General features: G+C 61.2%; 13 protein-coding genes and 4 pseudogenes. 11 read left to right on the top strand and 6 right to left on the bottom strand.

Going from position 1 to position 26,920, the window contains the following annotated elements; translation table 11 throughout:
* Window positions 1–257: 257 nt before the first annotated feature.
* From HZZ13_RS23290 to HZZ13_RS23275, 4 genes are read left to right on the top strand one after another with little or no spacing between them, the layout of a single operon-like run.
* Window positions 258–1,787: a Wadjet anti-phage system protein JetA family protein gene (locus HZZ13_RS23290; protein WP_246504528.1), complete on the top strand. Its 1,530-nt coding sequence runs from the start codon at window positions 258–260 to the stop codon at window positions 1,785–1,787.
* Window positions 1,777–2,415, top strand: coding sequence for a DUF4194 domain-containing protein (locus HZZ13_RS23285; protein WP_197961861.1), 639 nt, complete (start codon window positions 1,777–1,779; stop codon window positions 2,413–2,415). The genes HZZ13_RS23290 and HZZ13_RS23285 overlap by 11 nt, the downstream gene beginning before the upstream one ends.
* The gene (locus tag HZZ13_RS23280; protein ID WP_197961860.1) at window positions 2,412–5,846 is read left to right on the top strand and encodes an SbcC/MukB-like Walker B domain-containing protein; all 3,435 of its coding nucleotides are present in this window, start codon (window positions 2,412–2,414) and stop codon (window positions 5,844–5,846) included. Before HZZ13_RS23285 ends, HZZ13_RS23280 begins: the two co-directional genes overlap by 4 nt.
* 2 nt (window positions 5,847–5,848) lie before the next feature.
* Window positions 5,849–7,018, top strand: coding sequence for a Wadjet anti-phage system protein JetD domain-containing protein (locus HZZ13_RS23275; protein WP_197961859.1), 1,170 nt, complete (start codon window positions 5,849–5,851; stop codon window positions 7,016–7,018).
* Between the two features lie 1,432 nt (window positions 7,019–8,450).
* On the opposite strand, the gene HZZ13_RS23270 is transcribed toward HZZ13_RS23275, so the two are convergent.
* On the bottom strand, window positions 8,451–8,669 hold the full coding sequence (locus HZZ13_RS23270) for a hypothetical protein (RefSeq protein ID WP_197961858.1): 219 nt from the start codon (window positions 8,667–8,669) through the stop codon (window positions 8,451–8,453).
* Between HZZ13_RS23270 and HZZ13_RS23265 the strand changes: the two genes are divergently transcribed.
* From HZZ13_RS23265 to HZZ13_RS23255, 3 genes are read left to right on the top strand one after another with little or no spacing between them, the layout of a single operon-like run.
* The gene (locus HZZ13_RS23265) at window positions 8,656–8,982 is read left to right on the top strand and encodes a hypothetical protein (RefSeq protein WP_197961857.1); all 327 of its coding nucleotides are present in this window, start codon (window positions 8,656–8,658) and stop codon (window positions 8,980–8,982) included. The two genes, HZZ13_RS23270 and HZZ13_RS23265, sit on opposite strands and share 14 nt — an antisense overlap.
* A gap of 30 nt (window positions 8,983–9,012) precedes the next feature.
* On the top strand, window positions 9,013–10,542 hold the full coding sequence (locus tag HZZ13_RS23260; RefSeq protein ID WP_197961856.1) for a metallophosphoesterase: 1,530 nt from the start codon (window positions 9,013–9,015) through the stop codon (window positions 10,540–10,542).
* Between the two features lie 6 nt (window positions 10,543–10,548).
* A complete protein-coding gene (locus tag HZZ13_RS23255) occupies window positions 10,549–12,600 on the top strand; it encodes a CHAT domain-containing protein (protein ID WP_197961855.1) in 2,052 nt (683 codons plus the stop codon).
* A gap of 148 nt (window positions 12,601–12,748) precedes the next feature.
* Here HZZ13_RS23255 and HZZ13_RS23250 read toward each other — a convergent pair.
* Both HZZ13_RS23250 and HZZ13_RS23245 read right to left on the bottom strand, forming a co-directional pair.
* Window positions 12,749–12,859, bottom strand: a pseudogene (locus HZZ13_RS23250) (alpha/beta hydrolase); the annotation flags it as partial.
* 90 nt (window positions 12,860–12,949) lie between these two features.
* On the bottom strand, window positions 12,950–14,275 hold the full coding sequence (locus tag HZZ13_RS23245; protein WP_197961854.1) for a DUF3422 family protein: 1,326 nt from the start codon (window positions 14,273–14,275) through the stop codon (window positions 12,950–12,952).
* 1,358 nt (window positions 14,276–15,633) lie between these two features.
* Between HZZ13_RS23245 and HZZ13_RS23240 the strand changes: the two genes are divergently transcribed.
* Window positions 15,634–18,510, top strand: a complete 2,877-nt coding sequence (locus HZZ13_RS23240; protein WP_197961853.1) for a hypothetical protein — start codon at window positions 15,634–15,636, stop codon at window positions 18,508–18,510.
* Between the two features lie 374 nt (window positions 18,511–18,884).
* Window positions 18,885–19,845 (top strand): annotated as a pseudogene (locus HZZ13_RS23235) (IS630 family transposase).
* Here HZZ13_RS23235 and HZZ13_RS36915 read toward each other — a convergent pair.
* The 3 genes and pseudogenes from HZZ13_RS36915 to HZZ13_RS23210 all read right to left on the bottom strand — a co-directional run.
* A pseudogene (locus HZZ13_RS36915) lies at window positions 19,845–20,421 on the bottom strand (helix-turn-helix domain-containing protein); the annotation flags it as partial. The pseudogenes HZZ13_RS23235 and HZZ13_RS36915 sit on opposite strands and share 1 nt — an antisense overlap.
* A gap of 59 nt (window positions 20,422–20,480) precedes the next feature.
* Complete coding sequence (locus HZZ13_RS23215) at window positions 20,481–21,347, bottom strand: hypothetical protein (RefSeq protein WP_197961849.1); 867 nt, start codon at window positions 21,345–21,347, stop codon at window positions 20,481–20,483.
* Window positions 21,348–21,609: 262 nt separating this feature from the next.
* Window positions 21,610–21,945: a hypothetical protein gene (locus HZZ13_RS23210; protein ID WP_197961848.1), complete on the bottom strand. Its 336-nt coding sequence runs from the start codon at window positions 21,943–21,945 to the stop codon at window positions 21,610–21,612.
* Window positions 21,946–22,203: 258 nt separating this feature from the next.
* Here HZZ13_RS23210 and HZZ13_RS37655 point away from each other — a divergent pair.
* Together HZZ13_RS37655 and HZZ13_RS23205 are read left to right on the top strand one after the other, a co-directional pair.
* A pseudogene (locus HZZ13_RS37655) lies at window positions 22,204–22,803 on the top strand (formyltransferase family protein); the annotation flags it as partial.
* Between the two features lie 1,137 nt (window positions 22,804–23,940).
* Window positions 23,941–26,920, top strand: a 2,980-nt coding sequence (locus HZZ13_RS23205; protein ID WP_246504527.1) for a non-ribosomal peptide synthetase, incomplete at its 3' end; no start/stop codon positions are given.

The following is a 26,920-nucleotide window of genomic DNA, read 5'->3' as shown; positions in this document are numbered from 1 at the left end:
CCATTTTGTCGCAATAGTAACCACAACAAATTCAATGACTTGAGGCTGGATTATTCCGTATCTAAGACCGGACACTAGCTTCCGATCGGACTTTTCGAGCCTCGACAGCGATTGAGCTGGAAAACGATGCTAGAACATACTAAGAACAGATCTTCTGGTTGTATTTTCAAGGCCCACTCTCAATAACAATGTTGTCCGGCACATCACGCGTTTAGCGTCGCCAACTCAGGATGAAGTCGGGCCCAGGAGCCGCGTCGTTGACCTTGTTTCGCCATTTGCATGACGACGCCTTTTTAGCTTTTTCGCGCGATCACAAGCACCTGTACGCAGCGTGTCTGCTCGATCTACACGAACGCTTCTTTTCAGGCGCGCCGTCGTTCCCGACGCCGCAGCAGGTGGTCCACGCCATCTACGACGTCATGCGCGCCAACCCCGTCCTCTGGAACGAGGGCGACGATTTCGGCAGCCTGCCGGAAATGATTTCCGCGGGACGCCGCCGGATGCGGAAGGCCGACGTCGCACTCGCTTCCGAGAGGGGCGACAAGGCGCTCGGTCTTGCCCGACAACTGTACGCCCGGCTGCTCGCCTGGGGATGGCTTGAAGAGGAGGAATACGGGCTTCGCGTTACCGTGGACATGGCTATGGGACCGCTGCTCGTGATCCAGCGGCTCGCGAGCCTCAACAAGGATCTCTCGCAGCGATTCGGCGGCTTGATCGTGCAAATCCGCCTCAACCTGGAGGCCGTCGAAAAACTGAGGCCTGAGATCACCGACCGCAAGCAGCGCGAAGCTGCGCTCGCCGTCCGCGAGGCGCGCAATCAGGCCGACCAGTTCACTAAGAGCCTGCGGGCCATTCTGGCCGACCTGAAGCGCGTCCGACGGACCGTCATGGAGTCGAAAACAGTCGCTACCCGGCTGGAAGCCTTTTTCGAGGAGTTCGTCGAACAGCTCCTGCTGAAGGATTTCGAGTCCATCCTCACCGTCAACCATCCGTACCGCTTCCGCGACGCGATCGTCGATCTCGCGCGGAGGATCTCCTACACCCCGGAAACCATGCAGGTCCTCGCCGAGGAGTACACAGCTTCCAGCATGGCAGCCGACATCGAGGACGGTCGAATGGCCGCGGCCGACGACCTGCTGGCCATCGAAAGCATCTTCGATCAGATCGGGGAGATGTTCGATAGGATCGAAGCCTTCCGCAGGCAGCTCGAAGCCCGGGTCCGCAACACCATTAAGTACGCCGAGCGGGGCGGGCAGGGACTCGTTGGCCGGGCCGGCGACCTGGTGCGGCGCCTGGATGCCCTCCTGCGGGACGGCAGACACCACAAGGCGACAATCGAATGGAGCATCGAACCGCTGCGGTCCCCCTGGTCGGAGCACCATCAGGCAACCGCCAGACAGCCACGCCGTCCTGTCGAAGCAAGGGAGCTCGCCGAGCCGCCTTCGGATCCGTTGTATGAACTGCGCAAGAAGCTCCGCCTCGAGTACATCGCTCGCATCGCGCCCCGCCCCGAGGATGTCAGACAATTCCTCGAGGGCCAGGTGCCGCCATTCGCGACCAGGGAAGCCCGCTTCATGGAAATCGATACCGTGGACGACTTTCTCGCCTTCGATTGCGCCCGCCGATATGCGTTGACGGGCGAGGTTCCGGCGCAGGTCGCGGCCGGGTTTGAACTCGAACCGTGCCCCGACACGCCGCCCCACGACAGCGAATGGCTTCGGTGTGCAAACTTCCTTGTCAGGCGATCCGGCCCCCTCCGGAAGGCAGAGGCAGCCCGTGCTCAGTGAGTTCGAAAACGTCGAGCGCTCCTTCGGCGCGGAAAAGGCGACCGACCTCCGCAAGGCGCTGCACTTCCTGCTACGGCGGCAGTTCGTGTTCGCGGGAGATCCCCGGACCGGGACAGTCTACAACACGATCATGGATGGCCGCTTCCGCGACGTAGTCGACGGCTTCTTCGATAGTTGCGGATACCGCGTCCACCGCGATCCGGAGGCGCAGTGGGCCGGCATCGTCGCCATGGACGAGGACGTGCCGCTGCCCCGGATGAAGCTCGACGAAACCATCGTCATGCTCGTGCTGGCGGCATACTGGCAGCAGGAGGTGAACGTCGGAGCAGTCGAGGACCGGGCCGTCGTAGTGGCCACTTTGAACGACCTGTTCGATCGCTACCGCGAGATGGCGCAACACGGCGGCGGAGGCGCGATCTCGCCCGCCCGCTTCCGGGACATCCTGCGCGAGGCCGCCCAACGCAGTTTGGTCGAGATCGGTGATTTTGACGACGAGCAGCAGGACTGCGAGATCAGGATCCGCCCGATGATTAAGCTGATCAGTGGCGGCGATGCCCTCCAACGGCTTGAGCGCTACGTCCGTAGCGAGGAGGCGCGGTTTCCGCAGCCCGCAGGAGACGAGGCATGATGGAGCTACGCCACCTGACGATGGTGAACTGGCACCTGTTCGATGTCGCCGACATCGAGGTGACGGGACACGTCGGCGTCCTGGGCGAGAATCGGTCCGGCAAATCGACCATCCTCGATATGGCGCAGGTCGTACTCACCGGCGGCAGCCGGCGGTTCCTGCGCCTGAATGCGGTCGCCGGCGACAGCGGAAAGTCGCGCAGCGGCTCGAAGCGCAGCGTCGTCGACTACTGCCTTGGGGCGCTCGGCGAAGATCAGCGCCGGCGCGACGAGGCGCGCACCTATATCGCGCTAGGGTTCGAAGACACCGAAGGCGCCCGGCCACCGGTCACGATCGGCATGGCGCTAGAGGCGAGAAAGTCCGACAGCAGGGAGACCGTACTGGCACTGTTCGTCGCCGTCGGGACCGTTCTGAGCTCCAAGGACTTCATCGAGCAGCGAGGAAAGTCGCAATTCCCGGCGCAGTGGGAGGACGTGCGCGCCCGGATCGTCGCGGCGGTCGGCGAAGGCAACTTCGTCAATCATCGCGACCGGGCGAGCGACTACGTCCGCGAGTACATGCGCCATCTTCTGCCGCATTCGCCCTATGGCGAGCAGAACGCCAGCGCCCTGCAGAAATCAATCGTCAACGCGATGACGCTCGACCACAACCAGACGGCCACGCAGTTCGTGCGCAACTACATCCTCGAGGACAGTCCGATCGGCATCAAGGAGCTGCGCGAGTCGATCCAGACCTACCGCAACATCAGCGAGACCATCCGGAAAATGCGCCTCAGACTCGAAGCCCTGAGGGCGCTTCGGGGCGTCCTCGCCGCGCTTGAAGAGGCGCTCGAGACCAAGTTCAGGGAGGAGTGGATCGCAAAACGCGCGACTTGGCTCGCGGCGCGCGCGACAAACTTGGACTTCAAGACCAAGCGGCGTACCGAGATGGCGCGCCGGGACGCCGCAGCAAAAGAACTCGACTTCATTGACGCCGACGTCAAGGCCATCGATAACGAGATCGAACGTCTCACGGCCGCGATCGCCGAGCACGATGCCAAGACCGGCAGAAAGTCCCTGCAACAGACCGCCGATGTGGCCGGGCAGGCGGCGCACCGCGCCTCGGCGGACTTCAAGGCTCGCATGGAGAACATCCGTCTCCTGGAGCCGCTAAGGACGATGTGCGCGGACGGTTTCGAGGACTTCGTTCCTGCGCTTGAGCGTCTTCTGACCGCCACCGCCGGGGCCGACATCGGGGGCGTCTCCGACGAGGTCTCCGCGGCCGAGAAATTCTTCGCGGCAAGCGGCGCCAAATGGCTGCCGAAGATCGACGAAGCGCGTCAAACGATTATCGCGGAGCTTTCCGGGCTCCGCGGCCGGCGCGACGAGGTGCTCGAACGGATCCGACAGCACGCCGCTGGAGGGGCGCGCGCCTATCTTGGCGACGACACTGAACTCCTCTGCCGCAGGCTGCGGCAGAGGGGAATGGTCCCGCGCGTGCTCTGCGACATCATCGAAGTCGCCGAACCCGAGTGGGTGGGAGCCGCCGAGGCGCTCCTCGGCCGCGATCGGGAAGCCGTGTTCGTGGACAGAGCGGATATCAGCGCCGCCACGTCAATCTTCAAGGAAGGTCGCCGCGAGTTTCGCCATGCATCGCTCGTGAGCCTAAATAAGCTCGAGCAGTTCAGGGCCAAGCCGGAGCGCGGCACTTTCCCCTCGATCTTCCGGAGCCAAGATCCGGACGCGATGGCCTTCATCATGCGCCGCTACGGCAATGTCCGTCTCGCCGACACGCTGGACCAATTCAACAGGCCCGGCCGGGCGATTATGAAGGACGGCCTCTACGACGACGGACTCGTCAGGACGCATCGCTGGATCGAAGCCTCGCAGCACAAGATTGGAAAGGCAGCGCAGGCGAACGCCCTGCGATCCCTGCAGGATCAGGCCGAGGAGCTGGGTCGGATCCTGACCGACAAGGGGAAGGAGGCCCATGCCGCGGAGCAGGCTTTTGCCGCTCTGAAGAACATCTGCGAGGGACGCAATGACCTGGGGGCTTGCGCGGCCACCTTCGCGGCCGCGCAGATTGAGGTCGCTGAAGCTCAGGCCAGGCTCGATGCCCTCGACGGTGCGGGGGACGGCGGGCTTCGCGACAAAAAGAGGGCGCAGCAAAAGCTGAAGGAGAAGAGGCTGGAGGAGAGAAAGACACAGCAGAAGGCGTTCGGCGAGCATGACGGCGAGGTCAGGTCGGCGGAGAGGAGGCTCGGAGAGGGCGAGAACGTGCCCGGCTCCGAACTCAACCTCAGGGTCGCCCGGTCGATATACGGCAAGTTCTTCCCACTCTACTCCACCGCGAAAGGCAGGGCCGTCTACCGCGACCGCCTCGATGCCGCAGTCCAAAAAGGCTTCGCGGAGAAACACCGGGCCATCGCCGAGAAGGCCTTGAAGGATGCGAACGCGTCCGACAGCGAGCGCGCCCGGATCGAGCGACGGATCCGCGAGCTTCTTTACGATTATTTCGACCAGTTCGGGATGAGTTCGCAGGTCGGCGCGGAAAGCGAGCCGCTGCGGGAGGTGAAGCCATGGATGGAGCAGCTCATCTCGGATATCGAATCCAATGAGTTGCGCCAGTACGAAAGGCAGGCGCGGGAAGCGGCGGAAAAGGCCTCTACCCTGCTGCGCGGCGAGTTCATCAACGCGCTCACGGCCCGGATCGGAAAGATGGAGCGGGAGCTGCAATCGTTGAACCGTAGCCTCTACGCACATCCCTTCCATAACGAGCGATATTCGTTCCATCGCACCCAAATGGTGGAATTCCAGCCCATTCTGAAGATCATCGAGATCGCCAAAACCTCTCCGGAGGCGCTCGATATGCTGTTCCGGGGCGACGTGCCCGATGACTTCCCGCACAAGGATACGATCATCGCACTCGAGGCACTGCTCGAGGATCCCGACAAGGATTTCACCCAGTTCGAGGATTACCGCAACTTCTACACCTTCGAGATCCACATGGAGGATGTTGCCACCGGCCGCTCGACCCGCTGGGAGCAGCGGCGCGGCACCGGGTCTGGCGCCGAACAGCAGGTGCCCATCTACGTTGCCATCGGCGCTTCGCTGGCCGCCGTCTACGGCAGCGCGGAACGCCGTGCCGGCAAGCCCGCCGGCTTCGCCCTCGCCATGTTCGACGAGGCCTTCTCCAAGATGGACGGCAAGAACCAGCGGCAGATGATGAGCTTTTACAAAAACCTCGGCCTGCAGTTCGTGATCGCGGCGCCGTTCGAGAAGCGCGTCGCCGTGCTCGAGCACATGGACACCATCGTGGAGGTGGACCGGATCGGCGAGCAGTCCAGGGCTACTGTGGTGGAACTGAAAGAGAAGGCCAAGCGCGAGCTGATGGCCATCGATCCGGACCTGATGTCCGAAGATGAGCTCGCCAGCCGTCTGGCCGCCGAGTAGCCATGGCTCGGCGTTTCACGGATGCGATCGGCCTGCTGAACGACCTGCTCAACCGCTTCGAGGCCGGGGCCGCAAGCCCGATCGCCCACCCGGACTACCCCGCGTTCCTATCAGTAGTCGCGGCGGACGCCTTCCTGAAACAGATCAGGGAAGCCGAAAGTGCCGGCGCGGTCTCCCTTGGTTGGGGGCGCGGCCCCATGCGCGACCAAGTGGCACATGTGCGGCTGGCCTCGGCGGACATCCTATACCGATATCTCCACCGTACTCCGGCGTCGCGCATCGCCGAGGACGCCGCCGTGCGGCTTGTCGCCGGGTCGGTGATGCACGACTCTCTGAAGAACAGCGCTTCCCAGGTCGCCGAGATATGGGGGCGGGGGAAAACGTGGCACGGGTTCGCTTCGTCCGATGTCGAGACACTGCGCGATGCGTTCGTTCTCGCCCAGGCCATCCTGGCCAACAAGCACCTTGGCGTCGACTACAAGACCTTCTCGAGACGAACGGTGGGGCACAGCAAAACGCTCGAACGGATCGAAGGCGCGGTCGTGCGGCTCCTGAGCGGCATCCTGGAGTTTCCGCCCGGCGCGCGGCCACGCGAGGCGCTCCGGGCAATCGGCCTTGAGCGCTTCGCGCCACCGCTGCTGATCGCGGGCAAGATCGACCTCGATGGAGCCGACCTCTCCGGAATCTCTCCGCTGTATCTCGGAATCACTCCCAAGGAAGCAGATCGCGTCCGCTTCCGGGAGCCGCCGGCCTACGTTCTAACGATCGAAAACTTCGCAAGCTTCAACCGGCACATCGCCGAGGCGGACCCCGGCCGATTAGGAACGACCATGTATGTCGGCGGGTACCCCTCGCTTGCCACCCAGCGGGCGCTGCGGACGATCGCAGGATTGGTATCCGAACAGACGCCGATCTTTCATTGGTCGGACATCGATCCGGACGGCACCTGGATCTTACACACCATCGAGCGCGCCGTCGATCGACCGATCCGTCCGCACCTCATGAGCGTCGAACTTGCCGAGCGGTTGGGACAAGTGCCGTTCAAAAAATCGGCACCCGCTCGATGTCCACCGGACTCCGGTATCGCAGCTCTGGCAGCGTACCTGGCGAAAGATGGAGCCAAGACGCTCGAGCAGGAAGAACTCGATCCAGTCCTGCCAGAGTTTCATTAGAAATTGCGCGCGGACGCTCGTGTTTGCGGCTTTGGCTGTCTCGTTCAAGACGTCGTTTGTTTCAAGCGCGACAACAGCACCGCCTGCAACTACGTGCTGCGGGAAAACCGACATCGTTTCTTCATAAATACGCTCAACGGGCATTGGCATGCCGGTTGCTTGAAGATGTGACGAAACCACTTGTGACTATGATGCTCGTTCAGCATCCGGCTGACGTATTCAGACGAAGCTTGCCCGCTTGATCATGGCAGAGGTCCCATGATGCGCTTTCCAAACCGGGCGCATGCCTTGCGAACTCTGCCATCTTCGGATCGCGCTCCGGTTTGCCGGGCAGAAGCTGATTGTCTTGTAAGGGGGCTTGCAACGAATGGGTGGTTCTCAACAAGAACGCGAGCGTAAAGGCGTCCTCAGGGACGATCGTTAGATCGCTTTAGCCCATGGCTCAGGGTGGGGCATCTGCGACATGCGGAGCCTGCGTTCTTAAAGCTAAGAGCCGGCCTTGCATCGGTGCTTGCAGATGGTCAATGAGTCAATGCAGAACGATTGGGATCTTGAGAAAATACTCAGGCAAAAGGACGAGCTCAAGGTCAAGCTGCTTCGCGCCCAATCGGTTGTCGCCGAATGTAAGGCAGGATTGGCTGATCTGGAGCGGAGGCTTGAGTGTCGAGCGGTCTCATCATCGATCGATGAACGCCAGCACAACTCTGCGCCAAACAATTCAAGACGCAACGCACGACCGCCCAAATCGCGAAGCGTCGATAATCCTGTTAACCCGGATGCAGCCTAGCGTTTTCGCCTCGATCATGGCACTTTTGAAAGCTGCCGCCGCGCACGTTAACGGCGACAGGTTTCGTCACGGACCTGGCGAAGATCTCAAGACGCATGGTGTTGCGAACCCGGCGGCGAACTGGACAATTAGGTGCGGCCCTGCCGATAGGCTCGGCTTTTTGGCTGATCCCGGTGCGTCCGCCAGGGGATGCGCGCAGAGCAGCACCAGATAGGGGGTGTATTGAACGCGCTTTGGGTAGTCTTGCTGCTCACGTAGATGTCCTGCATCGAATGTCAAAGAGCTCTCCACCCAGAGCCAGCCAATTCGGTCGTTTTGTCCGTCTTCAAGGCCTTGAAACTACGTCGGACGTTCGAATCGTTCCGGGCTCGCCATTTAGTTTGTTGAAATTACTAGCAAATTATTGTCTGCGAAGTATCGGCGATTATTTGGCCTCAGGTTCGAATAATCCAAAATGGGCCGTTGTACTCGTTTTGCGTCGGACTCAGCGTGATCCTATCTGTGGAACAGGAGGTCGGTGGTTCGAGCCCACCCAACTGTACCACAGTTATCACCCTGCAGTTCCAGTATCTTGCTGACAGACCTGACGTTTTTGCGCCTTGCAAAATACAAAAGGCGCTACAATTGGCATTGCGTATGGTCGGTCTAGTTGGAGCGAAAGGTGGCGGCTTCATTGCTCGCAAGAGCATCCCAGCCGACGTCCGTGATGAGTACGCGCGCCTCTACAAGGTTCGACGGGAAGCGCAACTCCGCATCCCGGAAGGCACTCCAGCCCCCTTTGCGAAGACCCAGCATGGCGAGTGGTTGGCCGAGAGTGAAACGCGCATCGCGGCGCTTCGAGCGCAGAAGAATGGCGAAGGTCAACCTCACCCGTCTCAACGCTATAGCGCTTGCAGGTCGCTGGTACGTTTGGTTCGTGAAGCAACATGAGGCCAATCCCAGTCCAGCAAAATACTGGAAGGAATTTGGTGACCACCTCACGTGGAATGTCCTCTATCCTGACCACGGCCGTCCCATTCGCAATGCCTGGATTGGGCAGTTTTTCCGGCACGCGCGCTCGACGCGAGCGGCTCGCGCGCTACCTTGGCGCCGGGGGGCCTTCTTCGAAGGCCATGCGCCGAAATGGGCCACAGTCCAGGTCAGAAAAGGGCCGAACGCGCGCGCCGCCTATAATTGATGTTGACCTTCAAGGTCACGGAACGCAGACTTGAGGGCGATCAACTTCTGGCTGTTGCGACCGGATGGGCAGCCGAGGATGGAGTGTCGGATGGCGGCCAGTGTTCACTTGGCACCGGAGCAACTCGCGGAGTTCGACGAGCTTTATTCGATCTCCGATCTGCATATGGGTGGCCGGACCGGCTTCCAGATCTTCAATTCTGGCGACGCGCTCGCGGCTTTCATCGAGCATGTCCGGACATTGCCTGCCGCCAGCGTGGCTCTGGTCATCAATGGCGATCTGGTCGACTTTCTCGCTGAGCCGGACGCCGTCGCGTTCGATCCGGCCGGCGCTGTGCGCAAGCTCGACCGGATCGTCGGCGACGCGGCCTTCGCACCCGGCTGGACTGCGCTCACTAAGTTTGTGCGGACCAAGGGCCGCCATCTCGCGATTACACTCGGCAATCACGACCTTGAGCTGGCGTTGCCCTGGGTGCGCGATCACCTCACCGAGCTGCTGACCGGCGCTGACGAGCGTGCACGCGCGCGCCTGACACTGGCGTTCGACGGCACCGGCTTTCTCTGCCGGATCGGAAATGCCCGCGTACTGTGCGTGCACGGCAACGAGGTCGATACCTGGAATATCGCCGATCACGAGACCATCCGCCGCTATGGCCGCGACGTTCAGCAGGGACGTCCGGTCGAGACCTGGGTGCCGAATGCCGGCACTCAGCTCGTCGTCGATGTCATGAACAGCATCAAGCAGAAATTCCCGTTCGTCGATCTGCTTAAGCCCGAGCTCGAGGGCGTCATCCCGACCCTGGTGGCGATCGCTCCGGAGCAGCGCAGTCGCATCTTTGCCGCATTGCCGGCCGCCTTCCATCTCGGTCTCGACAAAGTCCGCCGTTCCGTCGGACTGCTCGGCGCTGATGAGCAGGAGGAGGGAGGACCAGAACAGTTGACCCCGCTACGAACCCTGCCTACGACGCCACGCATCAGTCGCGAGCAGCTGCTCGATGCCGTCGAGCTGCAACTGGCGGAGGGCGTCGAGCCGATCTCGCTGGTGCCGCTGGATCAGCGCGGCCAATATCTGGGAATCGGAGGCGCCATCACCAGCTTCGTGTTCGGAAGTGACGTGCGCGAATCGCTGCGTAAAGGGCTGGACGGCCTGCAGAAGGACCGCAGCTTCGATTTCAAGCAGACGGACGATACGTTCCAGCAGTTCGACAAGCAGGTTGGTGCCGATGTCGATTTTCTCCTGACCGGTCATACCCACCTGGAACGGGCGCTGAAACGGAACCAATCCGGAGGCTGGTACTTCAACAGCGGCACATGGGCTCGTCTCATCCGGCTAGAGGCCGACGTCCTCGCCAGCGCGGATAAGTTCTCGCAGGTCTATGACGTGTTCGCCGCCGGATCGATGGCGGCCCTCGACACATTCCCCGGCCTGATCCTCAAGCGGCGCACCGTCGTAGCGATCCGCTCGACCCCCGCGGGGACGAAGGGAGAGCTGATGCATTGGGACGATGCGGCTGGGCTCGTGGCAATGCCGAACGCAAATTTCACCAAGCCGGCGGGATAGGGCGCCATGCGTACGATCACCCTGGAATTGCTCCGGCATGGGCCGGCACACAATCAGCTGCTCTCGCCACTCACTCCCTATCTGGCGCTGTGCGAGAATCACGGTGCCGAGACGCTTCATGTGCCGTTCGAGCACAATCAGTTTCTGCATCGCCTGGATGCACTGGGTTATCAGTTGCAGGAGCAATCACGCCTGTTCCAGCTTCGGGACACCGCCGCGGTCATAGGCGAGATGCTTGGGAAAATTCCGGGACTGACGGCGGAAGCCAACCGACGAGGGCAGCCAGGCGAAACGCTCACCCATCTAAGGCTGATCATTTCGGCGTCCGAACTAGCGCTGCTTCCGTTCGAACTGGCGCTGTCTCCCGCCGGTTGCCCCGGCGCCGGACAATATCTCCTGCTGCAGTCGGAGACGCCGGTTTGCCTGACCCGGGAGATCCGGCGCTCGCCCGAGGACGAGCTTCGCTGGCCCGACCGGCCGCGCATCCTGTTCGCCGCGGCGGCGCCGCCGCAGGTGGGTGAGATCCCGGTGCAATCGCACCTGCTCGCGTTGCGCAAACTGATCCAGCCATGGGTGAAATATTTCGATCCGGCCAACAGCCAGAAGCGGGCCGAGGCGGTCGGCGAGCATCTAACTTTCCTACCCGATGCCTCGGTCGAGGCGATCGAAAAGCATTGCGCCACCGGCAACTTCACGCATGTCCATATTCTGGCGCATGGTATCAAGCGGCCTGAGGCGCATGATTACCGCTACTACGTTGCGCTGCACGACGCGCGCGACCCAAACCGGCTGGACTATGTGAGCGGGACGCGTCTGGCTGCCGCGCTGTGCGCCGCAAGCGAGAACTGGGGGCGCAAGCTGGCAAAGCCCGCGGTCGTCACGCTGGCAAGCTGCGATTCGGCCAATGTCGGGTCTGTCGCCGGCGCCGGCTCGAGCGTTGCGCACGCCCTGCACGAAGCCGGGATCGGGATGGTCGTGGCGGGGCAGTTCCCGCTGTCGTTCGACGGCTCGGTACGTCTGGTCGAGGTGCTGTATGAAGGGCTGCTTTGGGGCGAGGACCCGCGCACGCTGGTCTATGATCTGCGCCGCCGGCTCTACAGCCAATTTCGCGAACGGCACGATTGGGCGGCCCTGACGGTCTACGCGTCGCTGCCACCGAGGTTCGAGCAGGAGCTGTCCGGCGTTCAGATCGAAAGCGCCATGCGCAGCATCAACGCCGCAATGAATTATGCCGACGAATTGACTCGCCGGTTGTCGGACCGGATCGGCAGGAAAACCAGGCAGTGGAGCGCTACGGCTGAGAGCACCGAAGTGTTCAAGACCGCCAACACGAGAATCGAAAGGTCGCGGCAGCGGCTGAAGGCCCTGTTGACGTGCATTCCCGACCAGCAGGCGCGCATCTACGGATTGCTGGCGAGCAGCGACAAGCGCCAGGCGGAGATCCTGTATGCCGCGAGCCGGCACGTCGACTTCGGCGACAAGCAGGAGGAATACCGATCGGAATCCGGCAAGCTGCTGGTCGAGGCTCGCGATTGTTACTGGAATTCGTTCATGCTCGATCGCGCCAATCACTGGGCGGTCGTTCAATACCTCTCGCTCGATCTCGTCCTTCAACGCGTCCCGGAACTCGCGAACCAGTCCGCCGCCACCCCCGATGCTATTGCCGGACGACAGGAGAAGAACCCCCAGGCCCTTTGGACGATGGCCCGGCTCTTGTCGCTCTATGACCTCAATACCGGCTCGAACAAGACGCGCAGCTGGGCGCATGGGAACCTGCTCGAGCTCTACCTGCTCTCACTGCTCCCCGAGATCCTTCCTGCGGTGAGCCTCGAAATAGCTCCCGCCGCCGGGGGGATCGAAAAGCTGGCGCTCGAGCATCAGGACCGGCTGACCGATATCGCGGGCGCCGATTCCTTTGAGGTGTATTCGACCCGGCGCCAGATGCGCCGTTATCTCGAATGGTTCGAGCCGCTGACCAATAACGGTTTGGCGCAGCTACACGGTCTTGCGGAAAGGCTGTTCGACCGGTTTCCCGCATCCGTGGAGGACATTTTCTAGGCTACCACCGGCCCCGGACGCTTCACCCGCGCGAGGAGGAACGCGTCGCCTGGCATTGCGCGTCTCCTGCACTATGTCCACGCCGGTGGTGCTGCGATCGCCTTTCACGCGCAGCCGCGCCGCATCACGTGCTAGCCGCGCATCTTTATCCTTCGAAGACCTGTAGCTGCGCCTCCACATGGCTTTGCCGCAGCTTGCGATGAACGCGTACCGTGTTGCTAAGCAGGAGATCGTGCGTGCCGCTGGTCAGGATGGTGGGTGCGCAGGAGCCGGCCGCGATCTTGCGGCAGCGTCGCACCACGACCATGCGAGCTTCGCAGGATGGACGCACTGATTCCCTCAAGGAGCTTCAGTCGCAAGCAACCGAGGGCGTGTCGTCGTGCTTGAGGTGTCGCTTTCGGACATTGTAACTCACCAGCCAGATCACGCCGATTGCGATCGGCACGAAGGCTGCGGTCAGGAACGAGGGCTCTACTCGCAGTCCGACATCATGCGCGCCCTTGGCAAGATAGCTAAATAAGCTGACCACATAATATCCTATCGCCCCAACCGACAATCCTTCGACCGTGCACTGCAGCCGAAGTTGCTGTCTCGCGCGCTCGTTGATAGCCTGCAACAGGTCACGATGCTGTCGTTCGATTTCGACGTCGACACGGGTTCGCAACAGATCGGCGGCACGCGCGAGCTTGACCGACAGAGCCGCCTGACGATCCTCTACGGTCGCGCAGGTTCGCATTGCGGGCGCCATGCGGCGCGCCAGAAACGACGACCAGGTTGGATAACCCGAGACATCGTTGCCTTCAATGATGGACAGTCGCGATTGGACCAGCTCGTTGTAGGCCCTGCTGGCGCCGAAGCGAAACAGGCTGCCGGTCGCGCCTTTTTCGAAGGAGGCCGCCAGCGCCGTCAGCTCGGCAAGCAGATGGTTGTTGAACTGCAGCCCCTCACTGCTTTGCATTTTTTCGAGCGCCTCAACAAGACGGCGGTCGATGCGATCAACGGAAGGTGCAAGCTCAAGGGCCGCCGACAGGCCAAGCAGCGCCAGTGGACGGTAGGTCTCGATCTCCAGGAGCCGTTGCACCAGCGCTCCGAGATCGTGCGACGTCAATCCGAGGTCGCAGACGAGGATTTTCGTAAAGCCTTTTTCGTCTACGCGGAAGTCTGAAGCGGCAACGCCTGCGCCGCTCTTTGTGGCAACCATAGCCAGACTGTTCTTGTCAAAAACCTGTTCGGCGCGCCTGGTCGGCGAGGAGTCCTGCTCCACTTCTAGCCTGATCGCGACTAGCAACTGTCCGGTCTGACGCAACGCGCGGATCAGCGATAGGACGGTACCATCAACTTCGTCAAATCGGTCTGCGGGAGAACCATTTGTGTTACTCCAGATCCAGGTGAATGTTGTGAATTCCGAATGCTGCTCCCAGCGTAGCGTAGCGGGCCCGATGACAATCTGATGAAGTTTCGCCGATTGCTCAGGCGGCGGAAGATTGCGCTCGAGGCAAAAATCGATAAAACGGCAGCGATCGCTTGTGGCCGCCTCACCCTGCGCAAGAAAAGCCAAGTGGATCACGCTGAATGGCGAAACAAGGCGCGTGAAAGGGCGCGCGTGGACTTCGCCGAGCACGGCCTCGCGTTGCGGATGTGGCGTGAAGGTTCGCAGATCCAATTCATCGACCATGTATTGACGCCTCTCTTCAGGGTGAGCAAGCAACCGTCAGCCGCGCGAGGCCGTGGCAAGCAGGAGCGTCTTCCGTCCCCCAGCGTGGTCCAGACGGACGACCTCCGGTGCGGCAACCACATTGTCGATCGACAGATCGAGGCCCAAACACGACTCCCATCTTGCTGCCGCCGCCCTGACGCGGAGAGGCGGTGCAGGATTTGGGCCAGCACTGTAGAAGGGGCACGCTCGCGTCCTTTGGCGCAATGTGGCTTTCGAAGTCAGTTGGAGGCGAGTTTCAGACATGAAGCGCGCTTGTATTCTGACAGGATGCGTACGTGGCGCAGGCCACAGGAAATCGCCTACTTCGCGCGGTGATCGCTCGCCAGGCGGCTACATTATCTGAGACGCCATGCTGTGGACAGATTTGTTCATTCAGAGGCCGGCGACTGACCGCGCCCGGACCAGCCTGGCAAGGCTTGGCCGATGGACTGATAACGTCACGTCGCGTGAGGTTGACGTGATCACGCAGCCGGAGCGCACGCCGTCATCGTCTTTTGAGGTGACATTCAGGGCAGTGCAAGCGCCGCGGCTCGACCGCAGTGAGGCAGGGCGAATGTCGTGAGCGATCGACCGAATAGCGGCGGATCACAAGTACGGCCGACTCGACTTGGCGGGCGTATTGCTCGAGTGCGGTCGCGGAGGTTTTGATCCCTCTGTCGCCACACGGCCGAGATCCGGTTTCCGTTGAATTCGCTCGGGTCGCGTCGCCGGCGCGTCTTGTGAGCGGCCGTCAACTTGCCGGTGGCGACCTCAAAAGCGGCAAACAATGTCGAGGTGCCGTTCCGCTAGCTAAAGATCGCCTTTGGTGCGTCCAAGGACGCGACACTTACTTGGTGCGCCCATTGGTGATGGAGCTTGATCGATAAAGCGAGCTCCCGTCATAGATATGTCGCCAGGCGAGATAATCGCGCATTGGCCCATCGTCGAGTAGCATTGGCTCGTCGCGGGTACCGTTATGCCTTTCGCTGTCACCGCTCTTCAGTACAGACGAAGCAGAACCGCACAATTGAATCATCCTGAGAACTCGTCAGCTTCTAGAAAGCTAACCATCCTAAAATGAGAACCGGAACCTCGAGGGCGAGGCGGCCTAGTGAGCGCAAATGGAATGGACGTGGCAGCGCGCGGTTCTCCGTGTAGTCGGATGGGCTCGATGTAATCGGAGGATCGCGGCTTGCAGCTGCGCCAATTTCTTGTTGTTGCTGTTTTCGATTGGACAACGAGATTTGCTGTTGAAACCTCCCTCGCCTTGAGCCGTGCACACGTCCGAGCTGAGCTGGCGGATTTGCGCACAATCGACATTCTCAAGGACGATTAGAGTGGACCGCAACAACATCAACCCATTCAGCCCTGGTGAGTTTCAGGCGTACAACGCCCCGCTGCAGCAGCAGGAGCAAGAACCAGGCAATACGAGCCAGCAAGCGAGGTTTGAGCAGCAGCTGAGCGAGCTGCAGCACAGTGCGTTTTATGAGAGCTCCGCAGAAGCGGGTTCGCCTGATGGGCAAACCGCAGACGGAGGTGAAGCGAATCGGCGCACTGATGTCGGCGGTTCGATGCAGGTGCCGCCCATTCAGGGCCACTCATTCAGCAACACGCGCCAAAGCGTAGACATACCCCATACTCCCTTCGGCCGTTCGACTGAAGTGCCGTCCAAGCGAAGCCGCGAGAACGATGGCCCGGACGAGGAGCTTTTTTCTAGATTCCGCGAGGCATCAAAGAAAAGCCGAGCCAGCGATGGCACGATCCGCGAGGAAGCCAAGAAAAGCGGACCAAGCGATCGCACGATCCGAAGGGATCTAGAGGTACTGCGCAACTTCAGCGCCTGGCGTCAGGCGAAGCAGAAGCCACCAATCAGCAGCCAACTAGAGAATCTTCAGGCATTGCGTGCCGAGGGGAACGAGTTTGCGGCCAATGATGTTCGCTTGGCCGCTCGTATCGAGGCAGCGTTGACAAGGCTCGAGCAATTCACAGTCGGAGCGCCGGTGACAACGTTGACGCGGGGCGGCCGGCCGGTTGAGGCTCCCGTCACCGCAGTCGGAGCGTCGGTGATGACGTTGCCGCGGGGCGGCCCGCGGGTCGAGGCTCTTGTCCCCGAGGACGAGGCGCTCATCAACGCTGCGTGTGACGATGGCGTTAAGCGCGGCTTTGCGGCGGTAACCATGCAGGAGTACCGTAGGGCTCTTAACAGCTTCGGTAGGTGGCTCAACAAGCGCGGGGTGAGCATTACTCAGGCTGGCCCCGAGGAGCGAGACCGCTATATTAACTCTGGGAAGGGCTCGTATCTTAGAGAGTTTCCACGCGCGTGGAATCTTCTTCAGGACTACCGACAACGCGCCAACGCGCCGCAGCCGTTCCCGCCTCAGGAAGTTTCCCCCAGCGCGGATGACGAGGCGCTTTTTCTCGGCTTCAACGAGGTGGCCCCGAAAATCGGCGTGAACCTGTGGGCACTTCGCCAGTTCAGCGCCTGGCTTCAGGCGACACAGAAGGCCTCAATCACCGGTCGAGTTGAGAATCTAGAGGCTTTACGTGCCGAGGCCGACGAGTTTGCGGGCGATGACGTTCGCTTGCGCAATCTTCTCAGGACGGCGTTGCCAAGGCTCCGGCAATATCAACAAGCTGTCGAGGCGAACCGAGCGCTGGGGTTGGGTCCACCGGAACAAGCGGGCTCGCTCGCCGGGCAAGGCGCTCCGCAGCCGAGTTCGCTTGATGAGCTTGCGGCAACGCCCGCTACCCCGAGCGAGGGAGCGTGGGATTGGTTTAGGGACGTGATGCAAGAACCAGCTCCGTCATCGTCCGCACCACACCGTGGCTTGCAGCCCAGCTCGTATCAGGAGCTTCCGGCAACGCCAGCCACCCCGAGCGCGGGAGCGTGGGATTTGTTTACGGAAGTGATGCAAGAACCCACTCCATCGTCCACACCACACCGTGGCCTGCAGCCCAGCTCGTATCAGGAGCTTCCGGCAACGCCGGCTACCCCGAGCACGGGAGCTTGGGATTGGTTCAGAGAGCAGATGCAAGAACCCACTCCATCGTCCACACCACACCCTGGCCTGCAGCCCAGCTCGTATCAGGAGCTTCCGGCAACGCCAGCCACCCCGAGCGCGGGAGCGTGGGATTTGTTTACGGAAGTGATGCAAGAACCCACTCCATCGTCCACACCACACCGTGGCCTGCAGCCCAGTTCGTATCAGGAGCTTCCGGCAACGCCGGCTACCCCGAGCACGGGAGCTTGGGATTGGTTCAGAGAGCAGATGCAAGAACCCACTCCGACATCGTCCACGCCGTACCGTGGCTCGCAGCCCAGCTATTGGGACTGGCTTAGGGAACAGGTGCAACAACCCGAGCCATCGTCGTCTGCCAGGGCTGCGCCGTCAAATATCTACGGCGGCCTTGAGCCAGTGCCTGATCCGAATGCGCCCACAGTGTCTGAGTTGCGTGACGATGCGCACTCTGCGCCGGCGCGTGGTATCGCCAGACCACCGTCGTTCATCGGGCCATCATTGCCCCCTCAAGAGCTAGCGGAAATCGGACATATGGTCGACAACTGGAGCCACCGTTCCCAACCTGCCTCGGACGCCCTGATCGACATACTCGGTAACGTCGGTCTCTTGCCGAATCAGTTCGGCCCAACACAGTTCACCATCGAGCGTCAGCTTTACTCGGCCACGTTGGGACCGGGAGGACGCAGCGACGTTCAACTCATCCATCACCCGCGCGCTAGCCAGATGAGTGAAGTCCAAAGATCCCGTCAGCCGCTCCAGGAGCCTGCGTCATCGTCGTCAGCCAGCGCTCCCTCAGACGTTTATGGCAGTGTTGAATCACTGGTTGATCTCAATCCAATCACACGGTCCGAGTTGAGTGACCATACTCAGCCGGTGCGGGGCGCCGGCTCGTCGTCTCCCGGATCATCAGGGGCCTATGGCTGCCGAGCGGACTTACCGGATATCGGACCTTTTCTCGGCGACGATTGGAACCACAGCCGCTGGGACAATCAAGGGCGGGGCCGAGAGGTCTCGCACAGCGGCATGTTGTACATACTGAACACGTGGAACCTACTTCCGACCCCGCAGAACCGGCGGATAGAGTTCACCATAAACGGTGAGCTCTACACGGCCGAGTTGAGGAGCAGGCAAAGTAACGCGATCTTGGGATCCGGCCACGTCGTTTATCTCATCTATCACCCTCAAAGTGACTGAAGAACGCGCTTGCGCTGGGAGTCCCCGAGTTCTTCGTTTCGATGCCCCCAACATCCCATGGCAGCGAAACTGCGAATTCCGACGATCTCCCGCGCGTGTACCGACGCGCTGCGGCCTGCGAGATGATTTCGCCACCATTCCGGGATGATCTCGCCGGGCGTGGAGGCGTCTGTCTTCTGTGGATGCTTCTGGCTCCGAGCAAGTCGCACTGTATTGGGGTCTGACGTGCCAGCGAATAGGGAACGCCCGGACGGTCCTAGACATGAACTCCGCCAGCGCCCTAGAGCGTTGGCCGATCCGATTGAATCGTCGGGGATTCACAAATCAGCGTTTTGGTGATTCAAGCTGTTCGCCGGGGCTGGAGGCCGGCGGGCATGGCCAAACCGCTGTCGATGGATCTTCGCGAACGTGTGCTTGCCTGTATTGCGAGCGGCGTTTCGGGCCGGCAGGCTGCCGAGCGATTTGGGGTAAGTGCAGCGAGCGTGAGCCGCTGGCGAACGCGCGAGCGGGAACAAGGCGATGCGCAGCCGAGAGCTCAGGGCGGAGATCGCAAATCGCATCGGATTGATGCCCATCGGGCGACGATCATGGCTTTGCTGAAGGCAACGCCCGATATCACCATCGAGGAATTGCGTGATGGCTTGAGCAAAAAAGGCCTGTCGTTCGGCTATGGCACGATCCGCCGCTTCTTCGAGCGCCACAAGATCACGCGTAAAAAAAGACCGCCCATGCCACAGAGCAAGATCGCCCGGACGTCTTGACCCGACGCGAGGCTTGGCGTGAAGGCCAGGGCAAGCTCGACCGGGATCGGCTCGTCTTCATTGACGAGACCTGGGCATCGACCAACATGGCGCGAACGCATGGTCGCTGCCAGCGCGGCGAACGCCTGCGGGCCAGCGTTCCTCACGGCCATTGGAAAACGACAACCTGCGTGGCCGCTCTCACCATGCGCGGCATCATCGCGAAGTGGGTGCTTGATGGTCCCATCAACCGCGATGCCTTCGAGACCTATGTCGGAAAGGTGCTCGTCCCAGAGCTTCCAGCCGACGCCATCGTTATCATGGACAACCTCTCCAGCCACAAAGGGCCGCGCATACGTGAGATGATCGAGGCTGCCGGCGCGACGCTCCTCTACCTTCCGCCCTATAGCCCCGACCTCAACCCGATCGAGAACGCCTTCGCCAAGCTCAAAGCAAATTTGCGAAGGGCCGCCGAACGCACTGTCGGCGGCCTCTGGGACGCTATCGGACGCATCATCGCACCTATACACCAACGGAATCCTCAAACTATTTTGCTGCCGCCGGCTATTTGCAACCTGATCGGCTACCGCTCTAGTCGCGGCTATGGCCGGTCAGCGGGTCAGCCCGGCCGTTGGAGAACTTCAGATAGCCCTGCGCACGCTCCAGTGCCGGGATCGAGAGCTTTTCATCGAGACAGATGACAGGCGGCGCCATGTACAGCCCAACCACGTCAGCAGCCTTTGCAGCGAATTCCGGATCGTTGCTCTCGCACCGCGAATTTCGTCCGACAAGATGGGGCGCGCAGGAAGCGCCAGACATGCTGCACATCGACATCGCCGAGCGCCGCGGCCAGCAGTGGTCCAGACCAGCGGGCATAGCCTGTTGGCGGCGATTGATCCAACAGCCTCAGAATGCGCTTATCGGGCGCTGCGGTGTACTTTGGCTCGGCGCCCCGATCGCCGGTCTCGTCGAGGCCGCCTAGCCGCCGCTAGGCGTAGCGCACTCGCCAATTCGAGGCCGTGCCGGTCGTGCAGCCGACCGCACGGCCAATCGCGCGCGTGGCCACACCGTCCGCTGCCATCACCACGATCCGCGCCCGCTGGCGCATCCGGTGTTCCGCCTGCTTCGAGCGCGCCGAGCCTTCGGGCTCGGCGCGTCGCTGTCGCTTCAGGGATGCTGCTCATGCACCCTTGAAGCGCGACTCAATTTTCAGGAAAAGTGGGTACTAGGCTAGGCCAATGCTACGGCTATCCTTCGTGTGCCCGGTCCCGATGTCCAATTGTTCACCGCATGGGCCCAAGTTAGGTTGTTCAGAATAACAAGGTCCCCTGGTTTCAACTTGAGAATAATCTCGTCACAAAAAAGTTTCTCGTAATCAGCGCCTGAACACCAGCTCCGTCCTGCATTAACGGGGTCCAGTTGGTGCAACTCAAAACCGTCCGGTGGGGCCTTGAGAAGTTCGCGCTCCTGCAACATCCGAACAAAAAAGTGAAGACAGCTTTGGTCAACACTACCAATGTTATCCCAAAGAACATTCACATCGCGGCCTAGGAGAACGGAAAAGCTTCTTTTCGGCCTTGCCATAACAATCGCCAGCAAAAGGCCCGGGATCTCGGATTTCACCTCGGCAACTATTTGGTCATCTGGTACCAAATAGTCATCCGGCGAGCTCAGACGATAAAGTGCTTTCGCACGAGTGATCATGCCCCGAGACAATGGTGTTGATCCGGGTAGTATTTTTGTCGTTTTTTCCCGTAAAAGTGCCCATGCTTCACTTGTGTCGTCGATGTTCAATAAGATTGTTTCTCCTCCGTCTTTACTATTCTCGAAACAATAAAAGCACGACAACTGCATATTAGATATCCTATCTCCTTCGGAATGCGGGGTGACAAACTGATAATCATCCCGGGAATTAACGCTCATGAAGTATTTGTTGATCCGTCGTCGGTGACCAAGAAAATCGGAAAAGCCGGCCTCCAGCTCTAGCTTTTTTTGCAATCCTAGTTCACCGGCAATTTGATATACGAGGCCGTCCGCCTCGCTCGGTGAGACGTTACGAATCAAAATGACACAGTCTCGACTGAGTGCCTCAATCACGGAAGTCACATCCAAGCCGCTGCACCCAAAAGTCAACAGCATGCGCCGATGTGAGAGATCAGGAGTCAATTGTGGTTGCGACATTCGCCGCGGACCCGTTCTTCGTCGCTTTCGTCGCCTCACGAGCAAGGGCCGTGCCAGCGGAAGTCGGCGGGCATTAAGCGAAAGCGCTACTTAGTGCCGAGCACCGGCCAGTCTGCGAAAACGCGATCCGTGGCGAACTTTGCAACATCGAGCGGAATCCCTGTCGCACGACACTCTCTCACTCGACGAGCAGACCACCTGGAGAAAGCAGCGGCGAGCATTCTGGCTCGAAGGCGATTGCGGGCAATCGATCTTTTGAGTGGTCGTCGCTGTTGACGGCGCGTGCTGTTGTGTTGAGCTCTGTTCGGTTCAAAGACGTTAATGTCCCAAGCGCGACGGCATGACGGCAAAATTCTGCCGACCCGGCGAGAAGCGAATTGTTTTCTTCAGAATGAGCTCGCAGAAGATCATTGGCGCGTCCGTTACTTAACGTAAGTACCAAGGAGATTCTGCTGTACGTGCGGTGATGACGGCGGCTGTTGCAGAGCTTTCGATGACCTTTGCGGACGCCCATGCGCTGATCGTCGCCATTGACGTCTGTATTGTTGTGCTGAGCTGGTCTGGTTCAGGACGTCGATGTCCCAAGTCCGACGGCAGCATTCCGAGCGAGGCGCGCGTTGTTTCTTCAGGAAACGCTCGCAGAACGTCATTGGCACGTCGATTGCTTGAAATGCGGGGTGATCCGTTACGACGGTTGGCCAATCGCTGATTGTCGCAGATTCTCCGAGCTCCTGTGCGGACTATCTCGGCTTGGGTTCTTAAGCGCTGGACTATGGAAGTGGATTGCCGCACTCGTGGCACACGCGGGGGCTTTGTCGTGGATGCGGAGCACGAAAATTACGAGGTGAGAATCTTGCCCTCGTCGAATTCCGAATTGGGCGATTGGGATGTGCAACAACCTGCGGCCTCGCCGGTTGGCTCTTGCATCTTTGTTGGTGGTGGTACGCTAGCTATTAGATGTGCTCAGCTAGTGATGGAGATGGGCCACGTGATCCGGGCGGCGCTGTGTGCCGACGCCATATTCCGCGATTGGGCCGCTCTCGCCGATATCTTGTGTGTGACGAGCATTGAAGAGCTATCTGCGCTGCTCAACGCCGAGCCAGTCGAGTGGATATTTTCCGTTGCCAATCCGTTCATATTGCCAGCAGATGTGTTTGGGCAAGCGCGTAGAGGCGCTTTCAATTACCACGACGGTCCGTTACCGCGATATGCTGGAACTCATGCGACGTCTTCGGCGCTTCTTGCCCGAGAGACCGAACATAGCATCACGTGGCATCGTATCGATCACGGTGTTGATACTGGTGAGCTGGTCGTCCAACGCCAAGTGTTGACTGCGACGAGCGATACGGCGCTGACGCTGAACCTCAAATGTTATGAGGCTGCTATCGATGGCTTCCGCGAGCTTCTAACTGGCTTAACAAATGGAGAGCTTAGTGCTCCTCCGCAAGCGCTAACGGACCGAAGGTTTTTCCCGAGAGGTCGACGCCCAGATGCTGCGGGCTGTCTGCGATGGGATCGATCCGCACAAGATCTGGAAGCGATGACGCGCGCCTTAGACTTTGGCCCGTATCATGCCAATCCAGTGGGGTTGTCCAAGGCTCTCGTTGGCGATGACGTTGTCGCCGTCAGGCGCTTGGAGGTGACGGCTCGGCGCTCGGGCTTTGCTGCGGGGTCTCTAGTTGAGATCCACCCCAGCCACTGGCGTGTGGCGACAGGGACAGAGGATGTTGATGTTTGGTTTAGCAGCTTGGATGGTAAGGCTCTGGACGCGCAGGCACTCGCGAGGCGTTCTGATTCCCATGTAGGCGACCGCCTCCCGATTCTGAGCGATGACGAGGCGCGGAGCATAACGGTTGCGCATGAAATTTTGGCGCATCGTGAGAGTTTTTGGCGACGGCGGCTTGAGCAGTTCAAAACATCCCAGCTTTCTGTTTTGTCGTCTTCAGTAGCTTTGGCTGCACCTCAATGGCAGTCGAGTTCGTGGCGAATTCCAGGTGCTTTGGCTGAGTTGTCTCCCAGTGATCGCACGGAATTCTTGCTAACGGCTTGGCTGATCTACCTAGCCCGCATCACGGGAGAAGTAGAGCTTCAATTGGGATGGACTCCCGCACCCAGTGGATCGCGAGCGGGCTTGAAAGCGCTCGAGGTGCTTGTCGCTTCTGTTGTGCCGATGGCAATTACCATCGATCTCGACAATGATTTTGCAGAGGCGCGCACGGCGGTCGCGGCCGAATTCGCTCAGCTGAAGGAGCAGGATAGCTTCGCGCGGGATCTTATCGCGCGCTGCCCCACGTTGCTCGGTATGGAGGCGTTACGATTGCGCCGCCCCTGGCCGGTTGGCGTGATGGTTACTGTAAGTGGGGAGTCTGCCACTGGTGACCTAGCTTCGAGCCCGACTTCTGAGGCAGCCCTGCCTGGTGAGGCGTTAACATTTGAGGTTTGCGCTCGAGATGGGAGCTTTCGATGGCACTTTGATGCAAGTCGCTTGGAGCCCAAGCAGATCGACCGTATGACCGAGCATTTGCAAAATTTGTTGGGTGCTGTGAAGGTTGATCCGCGGCAGCCGGTGGGGCGGATTGAACTCTTGTCATCCGCTGAGCGCGCGTATCTGCTGGAGGAGCTGAACCGGACGGCATCGGCCTATCCGTCGGACCTGTGCATCCACGAGCTGTTCGAGGCACAGGTTCGCCGTGCGCCGGACGCGGTGGCGGTGGTCCATGAGGAGGAGCGGCTAAGCTATCGCGAGCTCAATGCGCGGGCCAACCGCCTGGCGCATCATCTGATCGGGCTCGGGGTGAAGCTGGACCAGCCGGTGGCGATCTGCGTTGCGCGCAGCGTGGCGATGGTGGTCGGGCTTTTGGCGATCCTCAAAGCGGGGGGCGCCTATCTGCCGCTGGACCCGGCCTATCCGCCGGCGCGGCTGCGGCAGATTCTCGACGATGCGGCGCCGCGAGTGCTGCTGGCCGATGCGGCGGGGCGATCGGCGCTGGGCGACGATGCGCTACTCGATCTGACGGTGGTGGATCTGGCGGCGACGCCGGAATGGGTAAATCTGCCGGCGTCGGATCCGGACCCACGCGCGCTTGGCCTCACCTCACGCCATCTCGCTTATGTGATCTACACCTCGGGATCAACAGGCACCCCCAAGGGGGTCATGGTCGAGCATCGCGGAGTGGTGCGTCTGGTGGCGGGGAACGATTTCGTCGAGATCTCGCCGCAGGACGTTTTTCTCAACGCTTCCTCGCCGACATTCGATGCGACCACGTTCGAAGTCTGGGGAGCCTTCGCGAACGGCGCCAGTGTTGTGCTCTATCCTGAACGCTATCTCTCGACGGCAACGCTGGCCCGGATCATCCAAGACCAAGGCATCACCATCGCTTGGATGACTGCGCGGTTGTTCGACGTCTATGTCGGGGAGGGGCGGAGCACCAGTGGGCTGCAGCAACTGCTGGTCGGGGGCGAAGAGGTCTCAATCACTTCCATCAGAGCATGTCAGAAGCGACATCCGACGCTGCGGATCTCAAATGGCTACGGCCCGACAGAGAACACCACCTTCAGTCTCTGCTACCCGGTGCCTGCTGGCTTCGATGGCCAGCAACGGGTGCCACTGGGACGACCAATCCGGAATTCGGTGGTCTATCTGCTTGACGGTCATGGTGCGCCGGTTCCGTTTGGCGCGGTGGGAGAGCTCTACGTCGGCGGGGCGGGGGTGGCGCGGGGCTACCTGAACCGGCCCGAGCTGACCGCGGAGCGGTTCATCGCCAGTCCCTTTGTGGACGGCGACCGGCTGTACAAGACCGGCGATCTGGCGCGCTATCTGCCGGACGGCAATCTGGAGTTTTTGGGCCGCAACGACGACCAGGTGAAGATCCGCGGCTTCCGGATCGAGCCGGGGGAGATCGCGGCGCGGCTTTGCGAGCACGCGTTGGTGCGCGAGGCGGTGGTGGTGGCGCACGAGAGCCCCGGCGGCGAGAAGCGTCTTGTCGGCTATGTGGTGTGCGCGCCGGAAGCAGCTTCGAACGGGCTGGATGGAAGCGAGCTTGCCGGCGCCTTGCGCGCCCACCTAAGTGCGCACCTGCCGGACTACATGGTGCCATCGGCGTTCGTCCGGCTGGCGGCGCTGCCGCTGACGGTGAACGGCAAGCTCGACCGCAAGGCGCTGCCGGCGCCGGATGATGAGGCGTATGCGCATCGCGCCTATGAGCCGCCGCAAGGCGAGATCGAGACGGCGCTGGCCGAGATCTGGGCGGAGCTTCTGGGTGTTGAGCGGGTCGGACGCCACGACAACTTCTTTGCACTCGGCGGGCACTCGCTGGTGGCGGTGCAACTGATGGAGCGTCTGCGGCGGCAGTCGCTGGGGGTTGACGTGCAGACGCTGTTCGCCAGGCCGGTGCTGGCCGATCTGGCCGTGAGCCTGGGCAGTCATCAGGAGGTGGCGGTCCCGGCCAACCGGATCACCGAACAGAGTACGGTGATCACGCCAGAGATGCTGCCGCTGATCGAGCTGACGCAGGGCGAGATCGATCGGATCCTCGCCACAGTACCCGGCGGGGTCGGCAACATCCAGGACATTTATGGCTTGTCGCCGCTGCAGGACGGCATCCTGTTCCATCATCTGTTGGCGACAAAGGGCGATCCGTACCTGCTGGTGTCGCAGATGGCGTTTGCCGACCGTGGCGTGTTGGACCGCTATCTTGCCGCGGTCCAGCGGGTGGTGGATCGGCACGACATTCTGCGCACCTCGTTCGTCTGGGAGGGCCTGTCGCGCCCGGCCCAGGTGGTGTGGCGCCACGCACCGCTGGAGGTGAGCGAGGTCGAGCTGGACGCGTCTGCTGGTCCTGGCGCCGCGCAGCTTAAGGATCGGTTTGATCCGCGCCAGCACCGCATCGATCTTGGCCAAGCGCCCTTGTTGCGGTTTGTGATCGCGCGCGAGCCCGGCAGCGCGCGCTGGCTGCTGTTGGAGCTGCAGCATCATCTGATCGGGGACCACACCACACTGGAGGTGATGCATGCCGAGGTCCGGGCCGAGCTGGAGGGGCGGGCGCATGAGCTGACCGAGCCACAGCCGTTCCGCAACCTGGTGGCGCAGGCGCATCTCGGCGGTGATGCCAAGGCGGATGAAGCGTTCTTCCGGGGGTGGCTGGCCGACATCGACGAGCCGACCACGCCGTTCGGCTTGCGCGAGGTGCGCGGCGACGGCAGCGGGATCAGCGAGGCGCAGCGGATGCTGCCGCAGCAGCTGAACGCGCGGCTGCGCAGCCAGGCGCGACGGCTTGGGGTGAGCCTGGCGAGCCTGTGCCATCTGGCCTGGGGTCAGGTGGTGGCGCGCAGCAGCGGCCGCGAGCAGGTGGTGTTCGGCACAGTGCTGTTCGGCCGCATGCATGGGGGTGCGGGTGGCGACCGCGCCATGGGGCTGTTCATCAATACCCTGCCGCTGCGGCTTGATCTTGATGGGACCGCGGTCGAGGCGAGCGTGCGAACAACACATG

Origin of the sequence: Bradyrhizobium agreste, assembly GCF_016031625.1 — a bacterium.
Lineage (GTDB): Bacteria > Pseudomonadota > Alphaproteobacteria > Rhizobiales > Xanthobacteraceae > Bradyrhizobium > Bradyrhizobium agreste.
This window is presented reverse-complemented; position numbering and strand designations above follow the sequence as displayed.